Annotated in this window: 22 protein-coding genes; 8 read left to right on the plus strand and 14 right to left on the minus strand. The window is 49.4% G+C overall.

Annotated features, from left to right (window positions below):
- Positions 1-103 precede the first annotated feature (103 nt).
- The 6 genes from FIV45_RS06790 to FIV45_RS06815 all read right to left on the minus strand — a co-directional run bounded on the left by FIV45_RS06790 (position 104) and on the right by FIV45_RS06815 (position 5,350).
- Entirely contained in the window at positions 104-1,003 is a 900-nt protein-coding gene (locus FIV45_RS06790) for a DMT family transporter (RefSeq protein ID WP_099471618.1), read from the minus strand.
- Entirely contained in the window at positions 1,000-1,890 is an 891-nt protein-coding gene (locus FIV45_RS06795) for a DMT family transporter (RefSeq protein WP_099471619.1), read from the minus strand. The genes FIV45_RS06790 and FIV45_RS06795 overlap by 4 nt, the downstream gene beginning before the upstream one ends.
- 27 nt (positions 1,891-1,917) lie before the next feature.
- Positions 1,918-2,862: a hypothetical protein gene (locus FIV45_RS06800; protein ID WP_099471620.1), complete on the minus strand. Its 945-nt coding sequence runs from the start codon at positions 2,860-2,862 to the stop codon at positions 1,918-1,920.
- A 122-nt stretch (positions 2,863-2,984) separates the two neighbouring features.
- Positions 2,985-3,665 carry a hypothetical protein gene (locus FIV45_RS06805; RefSeq protein ID WP_099471621.1) on the minus strand — a complete coding sequence of 227 codons (681 nt, stop codon included), beginning with the start codon at positions 3,663-3,665 and terminating at the stop codon, positions 2,985-2,987.
- A 333-nt stretch (positions 3,666-3,998) separates the two neighbouring features.
- Positions 3,999-4,643 (minus strand): CoA transferase subunit B, encoded by a 645-nt coding sequence (locus FIV45_RS06810; protein WP_099471622.1) that lies wholly within the window; start codon positions 4,641-4,643, stop codon positions 3,999-4,001.
- A gap of 2 nt (positions 4,644-4,645) precedes the next feature.
- Positions 4,646-5,350 carry a CoA transferase subunit A gene (locus tag FIV45_RS06815; protein ID WP_099471623.1) on the minus strand — a complete coding sequence of 235 codons (705 nt, stop codon included), beginning with the start codon at positions 5,348-5,350 and terminating at the stop codon, positions 4,646-4,648.
- A 252-nt stretch (positions 5,351-5,602) separates the two neighbouring features.
- On the opposite strand from FIV45_RS06815, the gene FIV45_RS06820 reads away from it, so the two are divergent.
- From FIV45_RS06820 to FIV45_RS06830, 3 genes are all read left to right on the plus strand, one after another.
- Positions 5,603-6,121 carry an invasion associated locus B family protein gene (locus tag FIV45_RS06820; protein ID WP_099471624.1) on the plus strand — a complete coding sequence of 173 codons (519 nt, stop codon included), beginning with the start codon at positions 5,603-5,605 and terminating at the stop codon, positions 6,119-6,121.
- A gap of 98 nt (positions 6,122-6,219) precedes the next feature.
- The gene (rlmN, locus tag FIV45_RS06825) at positions 6,220-7,404 is read left to right on the plus strand and encodes a dual-specificity RNA methyltransferase RlmN (protein WP_099471625.1); all 1,185 of its coding nucleotides are present in this window, start codon (positions 6,220-6,222) and stop codon (positions 7,402-7,404) included.
- Positions 7,405-7,440: 36 nt separating this feature from the next.
- Positions 7,441-7,917, plus strand: coding sequence for an Rrf2 family transcriptional regulator (locus FIV45_RS06830; protein WP_099471626.1), 477 nt, complete (start codon positions 7,441-7,443; stop codon positions 7,915-7,917).
- Here FIV45_RS06830 and wecB read toward each other — a convergent pair.
- Both wecB and FIV45_RS06840 read right to left on the minus strand, forming a co-directional pair.
- A complete protein-coding gene (gene wecB, locus FIV45_RS06835) occupies positions 7,914-9,014 on the minus strand; it encodes a non-hydrolyzing UDP-N-acetylglucosamine 2-epimerase (protein ID WP_099471627.1) in 1,101 nt (366 codons plus the stop codon). The genes FIV45_RS06830 and wecB overlap by 4 nt on opposite strands.
- Positions 9,015-9,022: 8 nt before the next feature.
- Positions 9,023-10,309, minus strand: a complete 1,287-nt coding sequence (locus tag FIV45_RS06840; RefSeq protein WP_099471628.1) for a putative O-glycosylation ligase, exosortase A system-associated — start codon at positions 10,307-10,309, stop codon at positions 9,023-9,025.
- A 371-nt stretch (positions 10,310-10,680) separates the two neighbouring features.
- On the opposite strand from FIV45_RS06840, the gene FIV45_RS06845 reads away from it, so the two are divergent.
- The gene (locus tag FIV45_RS06845) at positions 10,681-11,640 is read left to right on the plus strand and encodes a polysaccharide deacetylase family protein (RefSeq protein WP_099471629.1); all 960 of its coding nucleotides are present in this window, start codon (positions 10,681-10,683) and stop codon (positions 11,638-11,640) included.
- On the opposite strand, the gene FIV45_RS06850 is transcribed toward FIV45_RS06845, so the two are convergent.
- Positions 11,637-12,512, minus strand: a complete 876-nt coding sequence (locus FIV45_RS06850) for a hydrolase 1, exosortase A system-associated (RefSeq protein WP_099471630.1) — start codon at positions 12,510-12,512, stop codon at positions 11,637-11,639. The two genes, FIV45_RS06845 and FIV45_RS06850, sit on opposite strands and share 4 nt — an antisense overlap.
- Before the next feature lie 236 nt (positions 12,513-12,748).
- Here FIV45_RS06850 and FIV45_RS06855 point away from each other — a divergent pair, with 236 nt between their 5' ends.
- The 4 genes from FIV45_RS06855 (at position 12,749) to FIV45_RS06870 (ending at position 17,405) form a co-directional block, all read left to right on the plus strand.
- Positions 12,749-13,204, plus strand: coding sequence for a c-type cytochrome (locus FIV45_RS06855; protein ID WP_099471631.1), 456 nt, complete (start codon positions 12,749-12,751; stop codon positions 13,202-13,204).
- 17 nt (positions 13,205-13,221) lie between these two features.
- Positions 13,222-14,547, plus strand: coding sequence for a cbb3-type cytochrome c oxidase subunit I (locus FIV45_RS06860; protein WP_099471632.1), 1,326 nt, complete (start codon positions 13,222-13,224; stop codon positions 14,545-14,547).
- A 100-nt stretch (positions 14,548-14,647) separates the two neighbouring features.
- Entirely contained in the window at positions 14,648-15,448 is an 801-nt protein-coding gene (locus tag FIV45_RS06865) for a CbbQ/NirQ/NorQ/GpvN family protein (protein ID WP_099471633.1), read from the plus strand.
- Between the two features lie 13 nt (positions 15,449-15,461).
- Entirely contained in the window at positions 15,462-17,405 is a 1,944-nt protein-coding gene (locus FIV45_RS06870) for a nitric oxide reductase activation protein NorD (RefSeq protein WP_099471634.1), read from the plus strand.
- Between the two features lie 7 nt (positions 17,406-17,412).
- Here FIV45_RS06870 and FIV45_RS06875 read toward each other — a convergent pair whose 3' ends face one another.
- From FIV45_RS06875 to FIV45_RS06895, 5 genes are all read right to left on the minus strand, one after another.
- On the minus strand, positions 17,413-17,976 hold the full coding sequence (locus FIV45_RS06875) for a C-type lectin domain-containing protein (protein WP_165776932.1): 564 nt from the start codon (positions 17,974-17,976) through the stop codon (positions 17,413-17,415).
- Between the two features lie 64 nt (positions 17,977-18,040).
- Positions 18,041-18,868 carry a hydrolase 2, exosortase A system-associated gene (locus tag FIV45_RS06880; RefSeq protein WP_099471636.1) on the minus strand — a complete coding sequence of 276 codons (828 nt, stop codon included), beginning with the start codon at positions 18,866-18,868 and terminating at the stop codon, positions 18,041-18,043.
- 26 nt (positions 18,869-18,894) lie between these two features.
- Complete coding sequence (locus tag FIV45_RS06885; protein WP_099471637.1) at positions 18,895-19,146, minus strand: phosphopantetheine-binding protein; 252 nt, start codon at positions 19,144-19,146, stop codon at positions 18,895-18,897.
- A gap of 79 nt (positions 19,147-19,225) precedes the next feature.
- Entirely contained in the window at positions 19,226-20,239 is a 1,014-nt protein-coding gene (locus FIV45_RS06890; protein ID WP_099471638.1) for a GNAT family N-acetyltransferase, read from the minus strand.
- 5 nt (positions 20,240-20,244) lie between these two features.
- Positions 20,245-21,366 carry a DegT/DnrJ/EryC1/StrS family aminotransferase gene (locus FIV45_RS06895; RefSeq protein WP_165776933.1) on the minus strand — a complete coding sequence of 374 codons (1,122 nt, stop codon included), beginning with the start codon at positions 21,364-21,366 and terminating at the stop codon, positions 20,245-20,247.
- Positions 21,367-21,602 lie beyond the last annotated feature (236 nt).

Raw genomic sequence — 21,602 nt, forward strand, 5'->3', positions numbered from 1 at the left:
TTGTGTTCACTCTATGTGGTTTGATGTTACTGGTTGGTAACAATTTGCCCGATTTAGCGGGGCTTGTCGAGAGCAAACTTAGGGTATGTCCTAAAAAAATATCCTAAAGTCCGGCGGCGGCGCGGCGTTTCTTGCGGGATTCACGATAGGCGATAAAGAGGGTTGCGCCGATAATGATGGCCGCGCCGCCGAGGGTCCAGCGATCGGGAATCTCGCCAAAGACGATGAAACCGGCGATGGCGATAAAAATGATGCGAACATACTCAAAGGGAGAGACGACCGTGGTGTCGCCATGGCGGTAAGCCTGGACCATAAATGTCTGTCCTCCGTAAGTGCTCAGTCCCAGGGCGGCGATCAGGCCCCATTGTAGCAGGCTTGGCATCTGCCAATTCATAAATGCAGGGAGACTGCAGATAAGGATAATCACCAGATTGCCGTAAAAAACCATGGTGCATGACAGGTGATCACGGGTCAGTTTTTTGGTGATAATGGCGATGACCGCCATCCCGAGGGCGGCGGAAAGAACCGCCAGATGAGCGATGTGAAGTTCGGCTTCTCCCGGTCTTAAAATAACCAGAATGCCAATAAAACCGCAGAGCGTTGCCATGGTTCGGGGCAGTCGGATGTTTTCACTGAGAAACAGGGCGGCGAGAGCGACGATGAACAATGGTTTGGTGAATTGCAGGGCGGTCACCTGCACCAGCGGCAGATGCACGATGGCGTAGAAATTGCCAAGAACAATTACGGCCAGAATAATCGATCGCAAGGTCAGCAAAACCGGGCGGGGGCTGTGGAAAAGTTTTCCGCCCAATCTGGCATTAAGCACCAGTGTGAAGATCAGAGTGAAACTGCAACGGATCAGAACGACTTCAAAACTGCCGAGATCCTTGCCGATATGACGGATCAAGAGGGCGGATAAGGTCATGGTGACGCAGGACATCAGGATAAATCCGATGCCAAGAAAGTTATTGGTTTCAGGGATATCGGGGGCGGGAGAAGTCATGACGGGCTCCGGGGGGCAGTTTCCTGGGCGAGTTGTTTACGTTCCCGATGGGTGGCGTAAATGGCGCTGGCCAAAATAAGGCCGCCGCCAAGGAAGGTCAAGCCGTCCAGCGGGTCGCCAAACAGGCTGATTCCCATCAGGGCAGCGAATATAATGCGGGAAAAATCGATTGGCATAACGGCAGATAAATCGGCGCGGGCCAGAGCGCGGGCCAGACATATATGGGCTGTGGCCGATAATATCCCCATGCCTATGACATAAAACCACTGCTCACCCACAGGCCATTGCCAGTAAAACAGAGCGGCGGCGAGACTCAAGGGAACCGCGATGATAAAACTCATCAGGCTGACGATTGCCGGGTTTTCTTTCCGGGTCAGTAATTTGACACAAATCACGGTGGCGGCAAAACAGCCGGCGGAGCCCAGCGCGGCCAGCACGCCGCTGTTCAGGGTCTGGAACCCCGGCCGGATCAGAATAAGCACGCCGACAAAGGCACAGAGAATGGCGAAAATACGATGCCGGCCGATTTTCTCTTTTAGAATAAAGACGGCGAGCAAGGTGGCGAAGATTGGCGCGGCGTAGCTAAATGCCACCGCATCGGCGAGGGGGATCATGCTGACGGCATAGAAGGCGCCCATGACCGATGTGATGTTCAGGACGGCGCGCAACGTGAACAGAGGATAAAGGCCTGAACTTAAAGGCGGCAGTTTGACTTTAAACAGGATTGGCAGGATGGCCGCCATACCGAAGAAGGTGCGAAAAAAGACCAGCACCACGGGATGAATATCCCCGGAAAGGTGACGCACACAGGCCCAGAGAGCCGCGTAACTTAGGGCGTAGACCAGCATATAGATAGCAGCTACGGGGACAGTGGGGCTGTGTGTCATATGGGGTAAGCATCTTTCTTATAACTATTATTTTTTCGTCAGCCAGTCTTTCAGGCGGGCGGGAATTTCCGGGTTGGGCAGATCGGTTTTTTCGGTCATCACAAAAACAAAATTATCGGCGAGAACTTCTTCCGGATGAATAATATAGTTTGTATTTTTGCCGATGGCGGCGAAGAAGTCAGGCACATTCTCCGGTTTGAGGATCTGGGCTCTGCCTTCTGCATCTGTGTCAACAGTGCAGACTCCGTCCTGTGTGTCGACTTTCAGCAGGCCAAATCCGAAATGCCCCCCAAACCCGCGCTCCACAGTCGGATCAAAGGCCGGAAAGGCGGCATAGAGAAATGTCATAACGGCTGAAGACTTGCCGTCCAGTGTAACGGGCAGATAATATCCTTCGGCGGGCACGTCCGGGTTCGTCAGGCTCTTGGCATTGACCTCTTCGTTGCCGTGATAATCGCAGGGGGCGAAACCAATCAGGCCGTAAAGGGTATCATGCTGATGCTTTTGGGTCCGGGAAAGAACATGGAACAATTCGTGGTAAAACAGTTTTTCTGTTAGGGGCCCGGAATTGGTGGGCAGGACAATGGCGTTGTCGCGGGTGTGTGGCAGACCACCTTCCACGTTTTTGGTAACTTTGACAAAGGTGACTTTTTTGGGAAGGAGGTGCTCTATCAGGTCAAGCCGTTCCTGGTTTGCTGCCACAAGATCCGATATCTGCTTCTTCTCGGCGGGTGTCCATTCCAGAACATTGGCTTTATATTGAGCCTTAAGGTCCGCGGCAGTTTTGTCAGCTGTGGTCGAGCCAGTGCGAATGGCGATTTCCGCAGCCCCCATACGGTTCATATAATTATCGTCAGCGGTCAGGATGGTCTGTCCCGTCTTTACATTGGCAAAAGTAAAGGCCTTTTCCGCAGCATGCGCGAGAGGACTGGTGCAGAAAGGAAGGGTGAGAAGCAAAAGGAAGCGTTTCATATGAGTATCCCTATATATATTTTCTTATGTCTGTAGTTGAGGCCTCCTCGTGGCGGCCCGCGAAAAGATCATATCAACTTTGGGAAAAGGGGGAAGGAAATAATGCAGGGAAGAGGGGGGAATTATTCAGTTGTCAGCGGTTGAATAGTTGACTTGCGCGCGGCATTTTCCTGCATGATATTCTGGGACTTCTTCAATGAGGCGTTGAAGTTAAAATATTTTGGTGCGGTGGTTAACATGCGCGCGATGGGGCGGCGGGTTCCTTTTTCTGCATAAGTTCCAATGCTCTGCATGTTCATCACCAGCCAATCCTGGCCCGCTCGGGCATGGGTTGTGAAGTCGGGATTGTAGGTCCCCGGACCGGTTTGCAGAGTGTAGAGCGGATTTATGATGTTGCGGGACACCTGATTGTAAAGGCGGTGGCTTTTAAATTCAACCTTGGCCAGAGCGAGTGTTTTATCACCATGGGTGGACAGGGTTTTATTCAGGCCGTGGAAACGGTCTTCCGAGGCCTCGGTCGTGTAGTTTTCGATGAACTGACGATCTTCATGGCCTGAGAAAAATCGATTGTCCAAGGTAACGGACCAATCATGGGTGGCGATATAATTTTCCACCTTTTCAGATGTTTTCTGGTAAAGTTCTGCCGGGGTCTTTTGACGTTCTCTTGGCCGGATGATCACCCGTAACGGGGTGCCCCGGTTGCTCCATTCGTCGCCCTTCTGAGAACTTTCCGCCAAGGCAACCGGGCAGGAAAACAGGCAGAGAGTGGCCAGGAAGATAATTTTTTTTTCGTGGGAACGCATGCCGGTCGCGACTCATCATGGTCATCAATAATTCCAAAATAATAATGTTTTACAATAATATTTCAATGTTTATTTATGAATAATGTGCGGCCGGTTATCTGGAGATGGTCGTTGAATAGGAAAAATAAGAGCATCTGCCTCTCAAGGCAGTTGTCGTATACAGAGGTGTCTGGAAACGGTTTTTGAGGTGAATTACTTGGCGATAAGGCAGAAACCTTTTCATACTGACCCAAAGCGGGAAGCGCTACAGCGCTCCATGGTGTCCCATATGTCAGGTTTCTGCCTTTAATTTTCTGAATTGACGGTCTGACCAGCCATCATTCTTTTATTACTTTAGGAAACGGCCTCGGAGACTTTGAAATTGGCTTCGGTGCGTTCGCGGGCTTCCTCAATGGTGACGTCGGGGGCAAGTTCCGTCAGGGTAATGCCTGTTTCGTCAATGGTGAAAACGCCAACGTCGGTAATCACCATATCAACCACGCCAACCCCGGTCAGCGGCAAGTTGCATTCGTGGAGCAGTTTGGGGCTGCCATCGCGGGCATTGTGATCCATGATAATGACGACTTTTTTCACGCCCGCCACCAGATCCATAGCACCGCCCATGCCTTTTACCATTTTCCCAGGGATCATCCAGTTGGCGAGATCGCCTTTTTCCGACACCTGCATGGCGCCGAGGATGCTCAGGTTGATATGCCCGCCGCGGATCATGGCAAAACTGTCAGCAGAGGAAAAATAACTGGTGCTTGGCAGTTCGGTGATGGTCTGCTTACCAGCGTTGATCAGGTCCGGGTCGACTTCTTCCTCATAAGGGAAGGGGCCCATGCCCAGCATGCCGTTTTCACTCTGCAGGGTGACTTCGACACCTTCGGGAATGTAATTGGCGACGAGGGTGGGAATGCCGATGCCCAGATTAACGTAGAAGCCGTCTTTCAGTTCCTGGGCGGCTCTGCGGGCCATGTCTTCTCTTGTCCAGGCCATGCTTATTCTCCTCTTGTCCGGGTGGTAACTTTTTCGATGCGCTTTTCCAGGTCTTTCGACTGGATGATGCGCTGAACGTAAATGCCCGGTGTGTGAATTTCGTCTGGGTCCAGTTCGCCGACTTCGACCAACTCTTCGACTTCGGCAATGGTGATTTTGCCTGCTGTGGCCATATTGGGATTCAGGTTACGGGCCGTTTTTCTGTAAATCAGATTGCCTTCCTTATCACCTTTCCAGGCCTTCACCAGTGAAACATCGGCCACCAGACCGGTTTCCATGATGTAGGTTTCACCGTTAAATTCTTTATGTTCTTTACCTTCTGCGATTAAGGTGCCGACCCCGGTCTTTGTGTAAAACCCGGGAATGCCGGCCCCGCCGGCGCGGCATCGCTCGGCAAGAGTGCCCTGAGGGTTGAATTCAAGGTCCAGCTCTTGTGCCAGATACTGGCGTTCGAATTCCTTGTTTTCCCCGACATATGAAGAAATCATTTTCTTGATTTGCCGTGTCTGCAGGAGCAGCCCAAGCCCGAAATCATCAACACCGGCGTTATTACTGATGGCGGTAATATCTTTTACGCCACTGTCCCGCAGAGCAGTGATCAGGTTTTCTGGGATGCCGCAGAGGCCAAATCCGCCGGCCATGATGGTCATGCCGTCTTTCAGCACGCCTTCCAGGGCCGATGCGGCGTCTGTATAGGTTTTCTTCATGATTAGTCTGCTCCTTCAGGAATGGTCATTTAGTTACAGATGAAACAATTATTGAGTATATCTACACCACTCATTCTTATATGGCTAGCTTTAACCTACAGGAGAGGGATAAATCAACCAAGACTTAGGTGTTGGTTGGAAGATTTATAAGCGCAGATTCCGAAAGGAACAATTAATTTCCGACCTGCCTTGATGATGCCCAATGATTTTGTTAGGGTGTAACGAATAAAACAGGTTTATTGAGGTTTTCCATTGAAAAGAATTTTTAGCGTATTTTTATGTGTACTGTTCAGCGCTCTTTTGGGCGCAAATGCGGCCTTGGCGGATAGTCGCCAGTTGCTTGGGACCTATCGGGACTGGGACGCGTTTTTGTTGAAGAAAACGAATGGCGAAAAAGTCTGCTACATGATTTCTATTCCCAAATCAGCGACACCGAAAAGCCTGAAACACGGCAATCCGTTCCTGACAGTTTCTCATAAGCCGGCGCGGAAAATTAAGAATGAAGTTAATTTTGTGGTCGGGTATAATTTTAAGAAAAATTCCCGGGTATCTATGAAAATAGATAAAAACCGGCCGTTCCGGTTGTTTACAGAAGGGGACGGCGCCTGGGGAGATGATGTGAAGGCAGACAATACCATGGCCCAGGCAATGAAGCGGGGCAGCACCATGGTGATGTCTGCACAGAGTGGTCGTGGCAATAACACCAGTTATCGTTTTTCTCTGTCTGGCTTCACCGCCGCTCATAATGCGATCACCAAAGCCTGCCATTAGGACTGGCTTTATTTGACTTATCGACCATTTGCTCGTATGAGCAGCCCATAATGTAATTAAAATGAGAGAGCTGTCTCGTAAGGGGCGGCTATTGTGCTATGCGAACGTTACCCCTTGGAACAGAGCCGACAGTAGTTGCGCGGCCTATGCTGGATGTGGAAAAGACTCTGGTCGGGCTTGACCGGGCGGAAATCGGTGACCGACTGCGTGATATTGGCATTCCGGAAAAGCAGATCAAGATGCGTACGACCCAGGTCTGGCACTGGATCTATCATCAGGGCGTTAAAAGCTTTGACGAGATGCTGAATGTGTCCAAGGATATCCGCCAGAAACTAGCGGATAATTTTACCATTGGCCGGCCAGAAATTATCGAAGCGCTGGTTTCGAAAGACGGCACCCGCAAATGGCTGATGAAATTCCCGGACGGTAACGAGGTCGAGACGGTCTTCATTCCTGATGAGCAACGTGACCGTGGTACTCTCTGTGTTTCTTCACAAGTCGGCTGCACCCTGACCTGCAAGTTCTGTCATACGGGTACCCAGAGACTGGTGCGTAATCTGACGCCTGCGGAAATCGTTATGCAATTTATGGTCGCCCGGGACCATCTAGGCGAATGGCCAACCCCGTCGGAAGGCCGGGTTCTGTCCAGCGTTGTGATGATGGGCATGGGAGAGCCTCTCTATAACTTTGACAATGTCAAAAAAGCTCTGAAGATCATTATGGACGAGCAGGGCATCAGCCTGTCCCGCCGTCGGATCACCTTGTCCACATCTGGCGTGGTGCCGGAAATGAAGCGCTGCGGCGAAGAGATTGGCGTTAACCTGGCAGTCTCCCTGCATGCGGTTAATAACGATGTTCGCAACGAAATCATGCCGATCAACAAGAAATATCCGCTGGAGGAATTGCTTGCGGCATGTCGTGACTATCCCGGCGCCAAGATGTCACGCAAGATTACCTTTGAGTATATTATGTTGAAAGACATCAACGACAGCGATGAAGATGCGCGTAATCTGGTCAAGTTATTGAATAAATATGGCATTTATGCCAAGGTAAACCTCATCCCGTTCAACCCGTGGCCGGGATCAGATTACCAGCGTTCTGATGATGATCGGGTCCGGAAATTTTCTGAGTATGTCTTTGATGCGGGGATTTCAGCCCCGATCCGTACCCCGCGCGGCGAAGATATTCTCGCGGCCTGCGGACAATTGAAATCAGAGTCCGAAAAACAGCGTAAAAGCGAAATTTTGCGTCTGGAAAAAGAGGCTATGGTGGCAACGGATTAATTTGACGAAACGCATGATCAAAAAAACGAGGTCTTGATGAAATTAACTGCCTTTACGGATTATTCCCTGCGTTTGATGATGTATGTGGCAGTGCATGATGAACGTTTGGTGTCGATCAATGAGGTTTCCGAAGTCTTTGATATTTCCCGTAACCATTTGATGAAGATCGTGCATGAGCTGGGCAAGGGGGGATATTTGCAAACCGTGCGCGGAAAGAATGGCGGGTTTCGTTTGGGGCGGCCTGCGGCCGAGATCAACGTTGGTCAACTGGTCCGCTATACGGAAGAAGATATGTCCATCGTTGAATGTTTCAGTCAGGAAACCTCAAACTGCAAGATTGCGGCAAGCTGTAAGCTGTCCATTGCGCTCAGTCAGGCCTTAAAAGCCTTTCTCACGGTCCTTGACGGCTATACGCTTGCTGATCTCAGCAGTGGTGTGGTGTTTCCGGAATTCCTTGGCGCCGCCACCAGGGGCCGCAAAATTCCGGAAGCGATATCGTCCGACAGGGCCTAGAACAGCGCCTTATGAATTTCCGCCACCACACGGTCGGCGGTTTTGCCATCCCACAGGTCCGGTTTGTGACCTGTCCGCCACTCACCACGCAACACCTGGTCTACATGTTCCTGCAACTCTTCCAGCGGCACCAGTTTATTGGTGCCTTCGGTAATGGTAATGGGGCGTTCGGTATTTTCCCGAAGGGTCAGACAAGGGATATTGAGATAGGTGGTTTCTTCCTGAATGCCGCCGGAATCCGTAATGATCAGTTTTGCTGATTTGACCAGGCTCATAAACGGGGTATAGCTCACAGGCTCCACCAGTTTAAGACCTTTTACCTCCTGCAGACCATCCCAGAAACCATGTTCCTGCAGGCTGTTGCGTGTGCGCGGGTGAACGGCGAAAATCAGCTGGATTTTCTGGGATACTTCGATCAACTGATCAACAAGTTTTTTTAATGTATCATAGCCATCGACATTGGAAGGACGATGCAGGGTAACAACCCCGTAATTGCCTTCTTCCAGGCCGAATTTTTCCGGTGATTTCTCGGCTTCGATCTTGTCACGGAGAAGTTCGAAGGAGTCCATCATGATATTGCCGACCCGCACCACACGGCTGTCCGGATGGCCTTCACGTTTAAGGTTTTCGTCGGCATCAGGAGACGGAGTCCATAATGCATCACAAATGGCGTCCGTAACCAGGCGGTTGATTTCTTCCGGCATACGTCTGTCGCCGCTGCGCAGACCTGCTTCTAAATGAGCGACAGGAATATGCAGTTTGGTTGCAACCTGAGAGCATGCCGCAGTGGGATTGACATCGCCAACGACGACAAGAAAATCGGGGCGTTCCTGTTCCAGAACAATCTGTTCATACTTCATCATCACGTTGCCGATCTGATGGGCGTGAGTGCCACTGCCGATGCCCAGATGGAAGTGTGGCTGTGGCAACATAAGGTCTGCAAAGATACTGTCAGACATATTGGCATCGTAATGTTGGCCTGTATGAATGATGCGTGGCGTGCACCAGTCCTGACGGTTCAGGGCATGATACAGCGGGGCAATCTTCATAAAGTTAGGGCGTGCCGCGGCAATGAGGTGAATGATTTTTTTGGTCATAAGATTCGTCAAGTCCCAAGTACAGTTTGTTGTGAGGTTTTTGTGTGGTCTGCGGCCAGTTCCATTTTGACATGGCTGATCAACAGAACAATGAAAGCGAGGAGATAATAATACAGGTCCAGATAGGCTACATTAATGGTTAGCCCATTGAAAGCAAAGCCTACGATGCTGAACTGGCTGAAATAAAGCAGGGAACTGGCCCATTTGAGGTCATCTCGTTGTTTGGCTTGCTTGGACACCTTATGGGCGGAAACGATAGCTGTCACCATAAGCAGAAGATAAATAAACAAGCCGACATAGCCTTGCTCTTCGAGAATTTGGAAGTAAACGCTGTGCACGGATCTGTTTTTGTCAATGCCGGTCAGGTATTTTTGATAAAGCGGCTGATGAAACCGGGCATAGAACCCATGTCCGAGGATTGGACGCTCGTTCGCCAGTTGAACGGCATAGTTCCATTGTATGATCCGGGTGGAGGCGGACGCATCCTGTTCATAGGTTTGAATGGTTTCCATGCGGCTTTTCCACGAATCCGGCATAAAGGCCAACACGCCGAGACCACAAATAAAAATAAGAACTCCCATGACCAGTTTATGTTTCGTACGCACGAAAAAAGCCATACTCACACCAATAATACCGACAAGGCCACCGCGGGATTGCGTGCCAAGAATACAAATGAATGACAGGAACGAGGTACCGTAAACACTGAGGCGCAGGATTTTTTTGTCCAAAACATCCTTCAGGGCAAAGATCATAGGTGTAACCATCAGCACGGCCAGAGAGACACCGTTATTGTCGCCCCAAGCTGTGCCTGGGGCTCCCCAGATGCGATAGCCGCCACCGGTGAGAATAGTAAACATGCCACCTTTGGCCCCAGTCAGGCCAACGGCAAAAACAAATACAAAGATAGAGGAAATAATCCAGTGTTTTTTATTTAAAAACAACAGCATCAACAGGATGAATACCATGGTTTTCGAGAAATATATCCATCGGGGGAAACTCAGGTCAAATGATGTGGCGAATATGGTCGACATGCAGGCCCAAAAATAGAAAATAAGCAGAATAATGGCAATGGGATGAAACATCGCTTTTTCTGCTTTTTTGAAATTGATCAAAACGCTGATAAAGGTTACGCCGGCAATCATATCCAGAACAGGCAAAGAATAAATCCAGCCAAAAGCTTCTTTATGGGGGTTCATGATTGATAGCCAGAGCCAGCCTAATATCCCAATCTGTGGCTTTCTGAGGGTGGCCAGCAAAATGCAGAGCACTGCGGAGAAAATAAATATATCGCGCATAATATCTGGCTTCTAATTCCGGTTTTTTGTTATGTTTTTTTGTTCTTCTTCAATTCTGGAATCTTCTTTATAGGCCCAGTAAATGGCATAGAATATGCCCAGGTTGAACCCGAGAAAAAGCAGATTTGCAACGAGACTTGATACGAGGGCCAATTTTGAAATCCAGTTTTATTAAATGTTTCTTTGGATGTAGCATTATTATATTAATAAAAAATATAAGTTATCTGTATTAAAAGTTTTTTGGCTGTCTTTTTGTATTTTACTTAGAACCAGTGTGCTTGAGCAGTGTATCTGTGGTAAGAGCATATTGCTATTTTATTTTCTGTCTGTGGAGTGAAAATTTGTTTTCTCAAAAGAACCATCCGTGTCCTATGCCGAAGACCCCGACTTTGACCGTTGTTATTGATACAGAGGAAGAGTTTGACTGGGCGGCGCCGTTTGATCGGGAGAGCCGTTCGGTTGACAATATTGGTCATCAACATCTGGCACAGACGATTTTCAGGAAATATGATATTGTTCCGACTTACTGTATTGATTATCCGGTGGTGGAGAATCAGGCGGCGGTCGCCGTACTGAAAAATCTGGCGGATAAAGGAGAATGCCTTATCGGGACGCATTTGCATCCGTGGGTATCCCCGCCTTATGAGGAGGAAGTCAATCGGGTGAATTCCTATGCAGGCAATCTGCCATATCAATTGGAAAAGGATAAGCTCTCCTATTTGACGGATGCAATTGAAAAGGCGATGGGAACCCGCCCAACTATTTTTAAGGCTGGCCGATATGGTGCAGGACCACACACGGCGGAAATATTGAGTGAGTTGGGGTATCTTGTTGATTGCAGTGTGGTGGCGGATACCAATTTTTCTTATGATCATGGTCCGAATTTTATTGGACTTTCAAGTCAACCCTATTGGTTTGAAGGGTGGGAATATAACATTCTGGAATTGCCGAATACCCGGGGATATGATGGATTGCTGGCCCGGTGGGGCAGCACCATTTATCCCAGAATTGCCGGGGCTTCCGGCTTAAGATCTCTGATGGCGGGTGTGCTGGTTAAATCCGGCCTGCTGGAACGTATTCCTTTGACCCCGGAGGGAATACGGGCGGCTGATCAAATTCGCATGGTGCGACGTATGACGGCGGTGGGCAAGACTTATTTTAATTATGCCTATCATAGTTCTTCTCTGATGTTGGGGGGGGCACCCTACGTGAAAACGGCAGAGGATCTGGACTTATTTCTTGCGGATATGGATCAGTTCTTTGATTTCTTCCTCACTGAATTCGGGGGGCAGCACAAGACGCCATTGGAGATGCACGAAATTCTATCTTAAGGACTGGACTTAAGCCAGTTTGCTGTTGATTTTGCCACTTCAGCGCGCCACTTCTCACAGGAAAATGTATGATCCGTATCGGCGATGTCGATGCGTTGATTAATTTTTAAGGCGATGGTCTCTTTCCATTGTGTGTCAGAGTTGATGAGGTCATCAAATTCCCGCGCTGTCAGGTCATTGCCACTCTGGATCAACAGGCTTTTCCCAGAAAAGGCAGCGAGCCCCGTTTGCATGCGGTCCGGAAAAGGACGTGTATCTGGCTGCTTTGAAGAGCTTGAGTTGTCATCTATGTTTTTTTGCGGGAGGAAAGCTTTTTGGACATTATCCCAAAGGCCGGAAAATGCCGCCTTCAGGTTCAGGCCGCCGGAAAAGACTTTGCGCCAGAGGTCCGGGCTTTTCAGGCGGTCCCAATAATAGTGTTTGACGTAAGCCTTGGCGAGGCCGCTATCTGACCTGACCCAGGGATTGGCGAGCACGATATGGGACACGGCGGGATGTGCTGCGCCCCCCAGCAACAAGGCAGACGCTCCTTCGCAAAGTCCCCACAAAGCCACAGTTTTAATTTGCGGACACTGGTGCAGAAAAGCATCAATCGCACTATGGATGTCAGGTGCGACCTGTTCAAAACCCGGATAGGTTCCTTGACTGTCGCCAACGCCGCTATAGTCAAAGCGCATGGCTGGAATGCCTTCCCGGGCGGCATGCCGTGCCATGTGAACATATTGTCGATGGGCTCCGATACGATACTGTGGCCCCCCCACGACGACCAGAAGGCCGACTGTGCCGGATAACGTATCAGGATGGTGCAGGATACCAATCATCTGGTGGTCCTGGGGGTTGGAAAAGGTGAATGTAGTTTCTTTTATGGTCATAAGCCCTTAGGTCACGTCAATTTTTCATCAGTTTACCCGAGTTCTATAATTAATAAACCCCAATTAATACTTAACAGAAAACGCGATGCACTAGGTTTTCTTGATGTCGATCAATGTATAATAAACATGTATTAAATATACATGTTATATGAAGGGGTGTATCAGTTGTTTATCAAGGGGAGACAAGTGAGTGGTGGCCATCTTCTGAAATAATAATAGTGCAGGAGAATTCTATTATGTCGGAAGGAATGACAAAGACGGCGGCCCGCAATATCTTTTTTGGCGGGACGATTTTCTTTTTCGTGATATTCGTGGCGCTCACCGCGCAGAGCCATTTGTATATCCTGAATAAGAGTACAGACGTAAGCACCTTGAGCGATTCTGTCGCCCGGGGAAAACATGTATGGGAGAAGAATTCCTGTATCAATTGCCATACTTTGTTTGGGGAAGGGGCATATTACGCACCGGAACTGGGGAAGGTTTGGATCAAATACGGCGGCGTTGATGATCCTGATGGGGCCCGTGAAGGGCTGAAAGCCTGGATGCAGGCCATGCCAACCGAAATTGAAGGTCGACGGCAAATGCCTCAATTCAATCTGACGGATCAGGAGCATGAAGATCTGGCGGCCTTTTTTGAATGGATCAGCCGCATAGATACACAGAACTGGCCACCTCAGCCAGATGACGAGTAAGGGAGCAGGAGAGAATTATGAAATATAGTACACAAAGACTGGCCTATCCGTATTTTGTCGCGGCTATGGGGCTTTTCGTGGCGCAGGTCCTGGGGGGCTTGATTGCGGGAACCATTTATGTTTTCCCCAATTTTCTTTCTGACCTGGTGCCGTTTAATATCATTCGCATGATACATACCAATGCCTTGATCGTTTGGTTGTTGATGGGGTTCTTCGGGGCTGCCTACTATCTGTTGCCGGAAGAAACGGAAACTGAAATTTACAGCCCGAAACTGGCCTGGATCCAGTTCTGGTTATTTTTGTTCGGGGCGGCTGCGGCCGTGATTGGGTATCTGTTCGGCATACATGAAGGACGTGAATTCCTCGAGCAGCCCCTGTGGATCAAGGTGGCGATTGTTATTGTTGCTCTGATTTTTCTGTTTAATATTTCCATGACCCTGATGCGGGGTAAGAAAACCGTTGTCGCCATGATCCTGACTCTCGGGCTTTGGGGGCTGGCGTTGTTCTTCCTGTTTGCTTTTTATAATCCATCCAATCTGGCACTGGACAAAATGTACTGGTGGTATGTGGTCCATCTTTGGGTGGAAGGTGTATGGGAATTGATTCTGGCGTCTATTCTGGCCTTTCTGTTGATCAAAATGACCGGTGTAGACCGGGAAGTGATCGAAAAATGGCTCTATATCATCGTTGGCCTGGCGCTTTTTTCCGGTCTTCTGGGGACAGGTCATCATTATTACTGGATCGGAACACCGGGCTACTGGCAGTGGATCGGCAGCATTTTTTCCGCACTGGAAGTCTTTCCCTTCCTGGCGATGGTGATTTTCTCTTTCTACATCGTCCGTAAAGGCAGTCGCAACCATCCCAACAAGGCGGCGATCCTGTGGGTCCTGGGATGTACTGTCCTGTCTTTCTTTGGGGCAGGGGTTTGGGGATTCCTGCATACACTGGCGCCGATCAATTACTATACTCACGGCACACAAGTAACCGCTTCTCATGGCCATCTGGCGTTTTTCGGGGCGTATGTGATGATCAATCTGGCGATCATTACTTATGCCATGCCCAAATTGCGCGGCATGCAGCCCTATAACCAGAACCTGAACATGTGGAGCTTCTGGATCACCTGTTCCGGCATGTGTTTCATGACGTTCACCTTGACCGCTGCCGGTGTTCTGCAGACACATTTGCAACGGGTGCTTGGTATGGATTTCATGGAAGTTCAGGAACAGATTGCCCTCTTCTATTGGCTGCGCCTGGGGTCCGGAATCATTGTGGTGGTTGGGGTCGCCTTGTTTGTCTATGCGACTTTCACCAAAGGCAAGGAAGAGCAAGCCGTGGTTGGTTAATCTATCAGCATCAACCATCGCTGATGTTAATACGAGGGCGGCGCCAGGGCACCTTGGTGCCGCCTTCTTCCTCTTAAGAGACAGAATAGGAACAATACTGATGGATGCAACTGTGATTATGGAGGATGCCATTCCTTTTTATAGACCGTCCGGAAACGAGTGTGTGCTTTTTGAAACGGCTTTCAGGCAAGGTCTGCCGGTGATGTTGAAAGGCCCGACAGGCTGTGGCAAGACCCGTTTTGTCTCCCATATGGCGGCGCGGCTGGGTCTTTCCCTGAACACGGTCGCCTGTCATGATGATCTAACGGCGGCGGATCTCACCGGCCGCTTCTTGCTTAAAGGCGGGGAGACCCAGTGGGTGGATGGTCCCTTAACCCATTCCGTACGTCAGGGGGGCATTTGTTATCTGGATGAAGTGGTGGAGGCCCGTAAGGATGTGACGGTGGTTCTGCACCCTTTGACCGATGATCGCCGTTTGTTGCCGTTGGAACGCACGGGGGAGCTTCTGGAAGCGCCTGATAATTTCATGATGGTGATCTCCTATAACCCCGGCTATCAGAATATTCTGAAATCCTTGAAGCCCAGCACGCGTCAACGCTTTATCGGCATCGATTTTGATTATCCCGCGGCGGAACAGGAAGTCCAGATTATCTGCAAAGAAACAGGACTGGACCGGATGCGGTGCGTACCGTTGGTCAATTTGGCGCGCAGTATCCGTAATCTGAAAGATCTTGATTTGGAAGAGGGCGCCTCAACCCGCCTTCTGGTTTACTGTGCGACGCTGATGATGGCGGGTATATCTCCGCTAGAGGCGGCGCAGGCGACCCTGATTGAACCCCTGAGCGATGAAGAGAGCGCCAAGGAAGGCTTGCTGGAGGTGGTTCGCGCCACTTTCGAATAGGGAAAAGAGGCGTATGTTCGATTTATTTGAACCAGAAGAACTGGTGGGCAAAAGATGGGATAAGCTGGTGCGTAATCAATCCAGTTATCCTCATTATCCGGAAGCCGCTGTTTATCTCGACGATATTCGGGAAATGATCAGTATTTTCTTCCGCGCCATTGGGGGGGATCCGGGTGTCGATGTGGGCAGCGTGAGTGCCACTGCGCAGGGTCACCGTCTGACCTGGGCCATGCGTCTTGGGTTGGATCATGAGCGTCTTGATGTGGCCAAACGGGATAATGACAGCTTGCTGTTGCCACACCGGATTGACTATTTCGAGGATCCGGATTTAAACAAATCACTCTATATCTGGCTGGCGGCGTTTCTTGCTCATGGCCGGAACCTGCCTGAAATAAAGGCCAGAAACGCCTTGCATCAGGATCTTATCTTTATTGCCCAAGCCTGGAAGACAACAGAGGAAATACTCGATATTTTTCCGGGATTACGGAAAAAGTATGTTCTCTTATGTGATGCTCTTTCCATCCATCGACCGCGACGGCGACTGCCGACATTCGAAGCGCGACTTGAGCAGATTATATGTGATCTTCTGTTCGGAGATAATAGAGAGCATCAGGCGGCGGTGGAGCTGTTGCAGGTGGTGTTGCAGGATCATGGCGTGCCTGATTTCCCTAAACTGCCCCGGACCTATAAAAGTTTTCTCGCCGTGCCGCTTTGGGGCAGCGTGGATGTTCACCACAGGTCCGCCTTCGATGCCAGTGAAGATAGTGGCGAAGACGAAAGCGGACAGAATATTTTCAAGGATCTGCGTGATGGGCGTAAGCATGACGGCGTGCGAGAGGAAAATGATCAGGCGGACAAAGATGATCCACTGGTGCTTAACCGCTTTGAAAAGGTGGTGTCGCTGGCGGAAATGGTCAATGTCAACCGGGCCGTGGATGATGACGAAGATGAAGATGTTCAGTCGGCTGTTGATGATTTGGACGAACTTTCCCTGACTCGCAACAAAAAGACCGTGGCGGCGACCATAAAACTGGATGTTTCCATCGCCGGACAGGGCGTTGACCCAGCCCCGGTGATGGCCGAGCATAGCTACCCTGAATGGGATTACCGCTTGCAAAGCTACCGGCAGAAATTCTGCGCAGTTTATTCGGCAAAAGTCGAGGAAGAAAGCGCAGGCTGGCAGCCAGACGAGGCGACGCGCCGCCGGATTCACCGCATTCAACGTCAGTTTGAAGCCCTGAGACCCCGGCGGGAAAGGGTGTATCGTCAGCAGGATGGTAAAGACCTGGACATTGACGCTATGATCCGCTCAAGCTGCGATCTGCTGGCCCGGGGCGAAGGCAGCGATCAGATTTATACTGATTATCGGAACCAGACCAGAGACTTGGCGGCGGCCATTTTGGCGGATGTTTCCCTGTCTACCGACGCCTGGCTTGACGGACGTCGGATTCTGGATGTGGAGAAGGAAGCTCTGATGACCTTGGCGCTGGGCCTGAAGGCCAGTGGTGATGATAACGCCATTTACTGTTTTTCATCCCGGAAACGTCATAATGTCCGGGTTGATTGTCTCAAGGAATTTGACGAGCCAATGTCGGTTCAGGTGCAGAACCGCATCTCAGCGTTAAAACCTGGCTATTATACCCGCATGGGTGCGGCAATCCGTCATGTAACCGCACAGCTGATAGAACGGCCCAATCATCACCGGTTGTTATTGTTACTGAGTGATGGCAAGCCCAATGATATGGATTACTATGAGGGGCGTTACGGTATTGAAGATACCCGGATGGCCATTAACGAAGCCCGGCGTCAGGGGGTAGCCGTCTTTGGCGTTACCGTGGATGAGAAGGCGCGGGATTATTTCCCTTATCTCTTCGGTCCCGGCGGAGGAGCTATTATCCCGCACATCAATAACCTGCCAGCGGCCTTGCCCGCAATTTTCAGGAATTTAGTGGCGTGACAAGATCCTATTCCTTACCAGTGGGATATTCCACGAGATACAAGACATATCCCTTGTTGGGGCCCGATGCCCGCCACCTGAGGGCTTTTGTTGCTGTATGTGTCGTGTAGTGAACTGGCATATAGTTCATATTGGCACAGCGGATGTCAGTGTTTGACCACTGGGTGTCCCATGCAGAAAAACCGCTTTGTCCGGCATCTGTGCCGTCAACCCATTTCAGGCTCTGGCTACTGCAGAAATATTGTAAGCCAATCCAGTAATTCCCTGCCTTGAAATTTCGCATGATAAACTGGTGCGTTTCAAGGTTTTTGACCGTGGCCAGATGGCCTTGGGTCCCTTTGAAAACAAGTTTTTCAGCCAAGTCTTTTGCACCAAACCATCTGGTTTGCTTTCCGGGAACGTCCTGCATGCGACGCAGTTCGAAGTAGCTTTTTGTCGCTGGATTGTAATAGGGACCGGCGCTGATCAGGCCATCTGCGCTGGGTGCTTTTCTTCCCACTTCAGCCAGGCTCAAAGAGGGGAGCATGGCTGTCAGGATGAATATCGAAGTCAGGATTGTTTTCTTGTTCATTTTCACTCCAAAATTCTCGTAATTATTCATATTGAATAGTGTTTATTTTACCATACTACCCGAATTAGACCAAATTTTGTTGGGCAAGCATAGTCGTTTGTTCAATGTATTCTTCCGCCCATTCCGGTTCCTGTAGTGTCCAAAAAGAAACATCATTCACGACAGCAGTAACGACCTTGGCATTTTTAGTTTGCCACTGATCAATGATTTTCCGGGAGCCAGGGGACATTTCTGCGGGGGTTGTGAGGGCATTTTCTACCCAGAGGACTGTTGTATCTTCTGCCAGAGGAACATCGGCAAGGGTCAGGTCATTGAGGCTATTGGCGAGGGCGGGGGAAATGTCATAGCCGGCTATTTCAAGGTTCTTTCCCTGATCCAGTTGTGCCCAGAGATCTTTCATTGTCAGCGATGGTGTGGTGGTGTTTCCGGTCATTTCTGCGGCAAGTTTGATCCGCATATATTGGCTGATAAAGCGTTTTCCGTTAGTGACGGGGGACCACAGAAGCAAATTTCTGGCGAGATCAGGCGTATGCTGCAAGGCATCCGCGGCAAGAAGGGCGCCGGTCCGCATTGCCCATAAAGAACAGGGTGCATCCGATTTTCTTGCCAGCCAGTCAGAAGCTGCGAGAATATCGGCACGCCAGATATCAAGTGTTGCATCGCCAAAAGTGCCGTGGCTGTCTCCTGTACCATAAAGGTCAAGAATCAATACGCCATAGCCCTGATCAGCGAAACAACGCGCCTGCCGGGCAATCATATGGCGAGACCGATTGAGTTCTTCGGCAAAGGGCGGGATAAACAGGATCTGGCCTTTAGGTGTCCCGGGCGTTTTTGCCGTATGATACACGGCAAAAATCTGCCCTTTCAGGCTATCGATAAAAAGTGGTTCCATGAATCGATATCCTGTTGGCAAAAGGGTTATTCGGCGACTTTTTCGACCGCGAAATCGCACAGGCTGCCAAAGGTTTCAAAAGTTTCGGCGCTGATGTCATCATCGTCTACAAAAATATCGAAATGCTCCTCCATAGATGTCACCAGCATGGCGACCGCCATGGAATCCAGTTCTGGAATATTGCCGAGAAGAGGGGTGTCGCGCTCAAGGTCATCAGCCCGATCAGCAATCTGTAATGTGGCTCTTAATATTTCCCGAACTTCTTCAATTGTCGACATAACATGTACCCTGGTTAAATAAAGACATTAAAAATTGTTCACCTTATACAATAGGTGGTGTGGCAATAAAAGCTGGAATTTAGCGCATCAGCTTTGATATTTTTCGTGCCCAATTGATGAATTGATTACGATAGATGTTAGCATGAAACATGGTGCGAATATCATTGGTCCATTTTTTATGCCATTCTTTAAGAGGTCCGTAAAACTCCACACGGTTAAGCGCGCCACGATCTACAGTATCCTGATAGTAATCAAACCGCATGATATGGGCTGGTGAAGTACTCTTTACGGTTTCCACATAGGTGGTTTTTAAAATGTACAGTACCTTATTGCGTAACAGACAGAGATCGGAAGCAACAAGATCTTCATTATAATAATACCGTAGGATCAGGGCTTCGTTCGTGCGACAGAAATTGCAAAGCATGGCGTTGTAGAATTCCGACTGGGCATCCCCTTCGGCTACCGCACTATCTATGTCGCCCTTCCAGCCAGACGATTCAATTTTTGCATAATCCAAAACGCCTTGATGCATATTGTTTGAGGTGTTCCAGGTTTCCAGGCGTGGCGTGATATCATTTTTCCGGAGGTAATTTTTTTGACGCTTCATATTATGGCGTAAATTTTTGCTTCGGGACGTCCAGTATTCTTGAAAACTATCGGGGAAATCGATGTGGGCCGTCTCAATGTAGTCAAGGGATTCTATACAAGAGGTATTTTCTGGCCGCGTTATAAAAAGCGGATCTTGCTGCGTAATGCTAAAGGACAGGGCTTTCCCAGGCAATTTTTTGATAAGAGAACGGAGTTGATTGGCGGGTAGAGTTTTGTCGCGCGACAACCACATCCCCAAAGGAGCGTTGGAAGGCTGCAGGGTTTCCCAGATATTGTTTTTGCGGCTATGAATTATGGCGATGGTTTCAGGTTGTTCTTTGGCGCCATAAACCGCAATGAGTTCTGTCCCATCAGTGAAATAATCGAGTAAAGGGGCGACAAAGGCAGTATCCAGCAAGGGGCTATTGCTCAGTGCTTGATTTAAACCGTTCCAGGTTTCATGAAACTGCGGGAAATCTTTTATGGGGTATAATGTCCATTCCATTTAACTTACTCAGCCCTTTCGAGGATTGTACGTACAGTTTGTGCGAGCCATTCCAGATCCGCCTGGCTCAATTCCTGATGGCAGGGGAATAAAATGACATTCTTTGAATAATCTGCCGTTACGGGGCAAGCTTCTTCGGCAGTGTCATCCCATAAAAACTGAGCAAACCGTTGGAGAGGAAGGGCGGCGTCTTCGAAGGCGGGGAAATATTTCTGCAGGTTTTCAATGTAAACCGGAAACATGAAGGGAACAATGCCGTCGGGCAACTCATAAACCAGTACCCTGCATCCTTTTATCTCCTGGAAATTATTGTATAACCACAGAAAATTTTGTCTTCTGCGTTTTGTCACCTGTACTGAATTCAGCAGCTTGGGGATAAGTTGATGGATGTATACAGCCTGTTTGTCAGCAATTTCATGAATATAAGCATTCTCGCCTTCTTGAATATTCTTCATATCAGGCACAAGAGAGGACGGGACGGATGTATTTTCTACAGGGGACGGGACTTTGCCAAGTAGTCTTTTGGTGCCCTGGATCAGAAAATTCACTAATTCTATCAAGGGCGCCAGGAGCCACAATCTGCCGTGTTTCAAGGATTTTTCGATCAGGGAAAGATTGGCTCTCAGGGAAGCTGTCAGGGTGCGTTTTTTTTGCCTGGTCGTATGAGTAAAAGGGGGGCGGATCATGAGTGAGCCGCCTTCGGGAACCGGAAAGAACTTTCGTGTGCTGACCAGGACATAATCGCCATACCCTCCAACAGTAACGCCGTCTTTCTGGCCGAAGAAGCTGTGGGCGCAATCTTCGATCAAGGCAACATTATGCATATCGCATAAGGCTCTTACATCGGCTATGTTTTGTACAAAACCGCAATAGTTCACGGCTATTATTGCCTTTGTCTGCGGGGTGATTTTTTGCGCAATATCATTGATATCGGAGTCGAGATTCTTAGCGATTTTAAAGAAAACCGGGGTCGCACCCATTTTTACGATCGGGGCGACCATGACCGTGCAATGATATGCGGGAAGCAGTATTTCATCACCTGGTTTGATATCGAGCAAACGAAGAGCATGGGTGATGGCGTATCTTGCGGCTGTCACCGGAATGTCGGGATATCCATGATCCAGCACCGTGGCGGGTTTTTTACTGAATATACCAAACAGAGACTTGAACGAGATGACTGGAAATACAGGAAGGCAGGCTTCCGGTATATTCCGGAATACTTGTTTTCCATTAACGTGATGAGTGGTTGTTTGGGACGTGGAACTCGCCCGCCTTCTTGCGGCATATCTATTGATAAAAGTGTTTAGTAATCCCATAGGTCTTAGTTTTTCTGCTGACGTGTGTTTATTTTTTAATAGAGTAT

Source organism: Paremcibacter congregatus, from assembly GCF_006385135.1.
GTDB lineage: Bacteria > Pseudomonadota > Alphaproteobacteria > Sphingomonadales > Emcibacteraceae > Paremcibacter > Paremcibacter congregatus.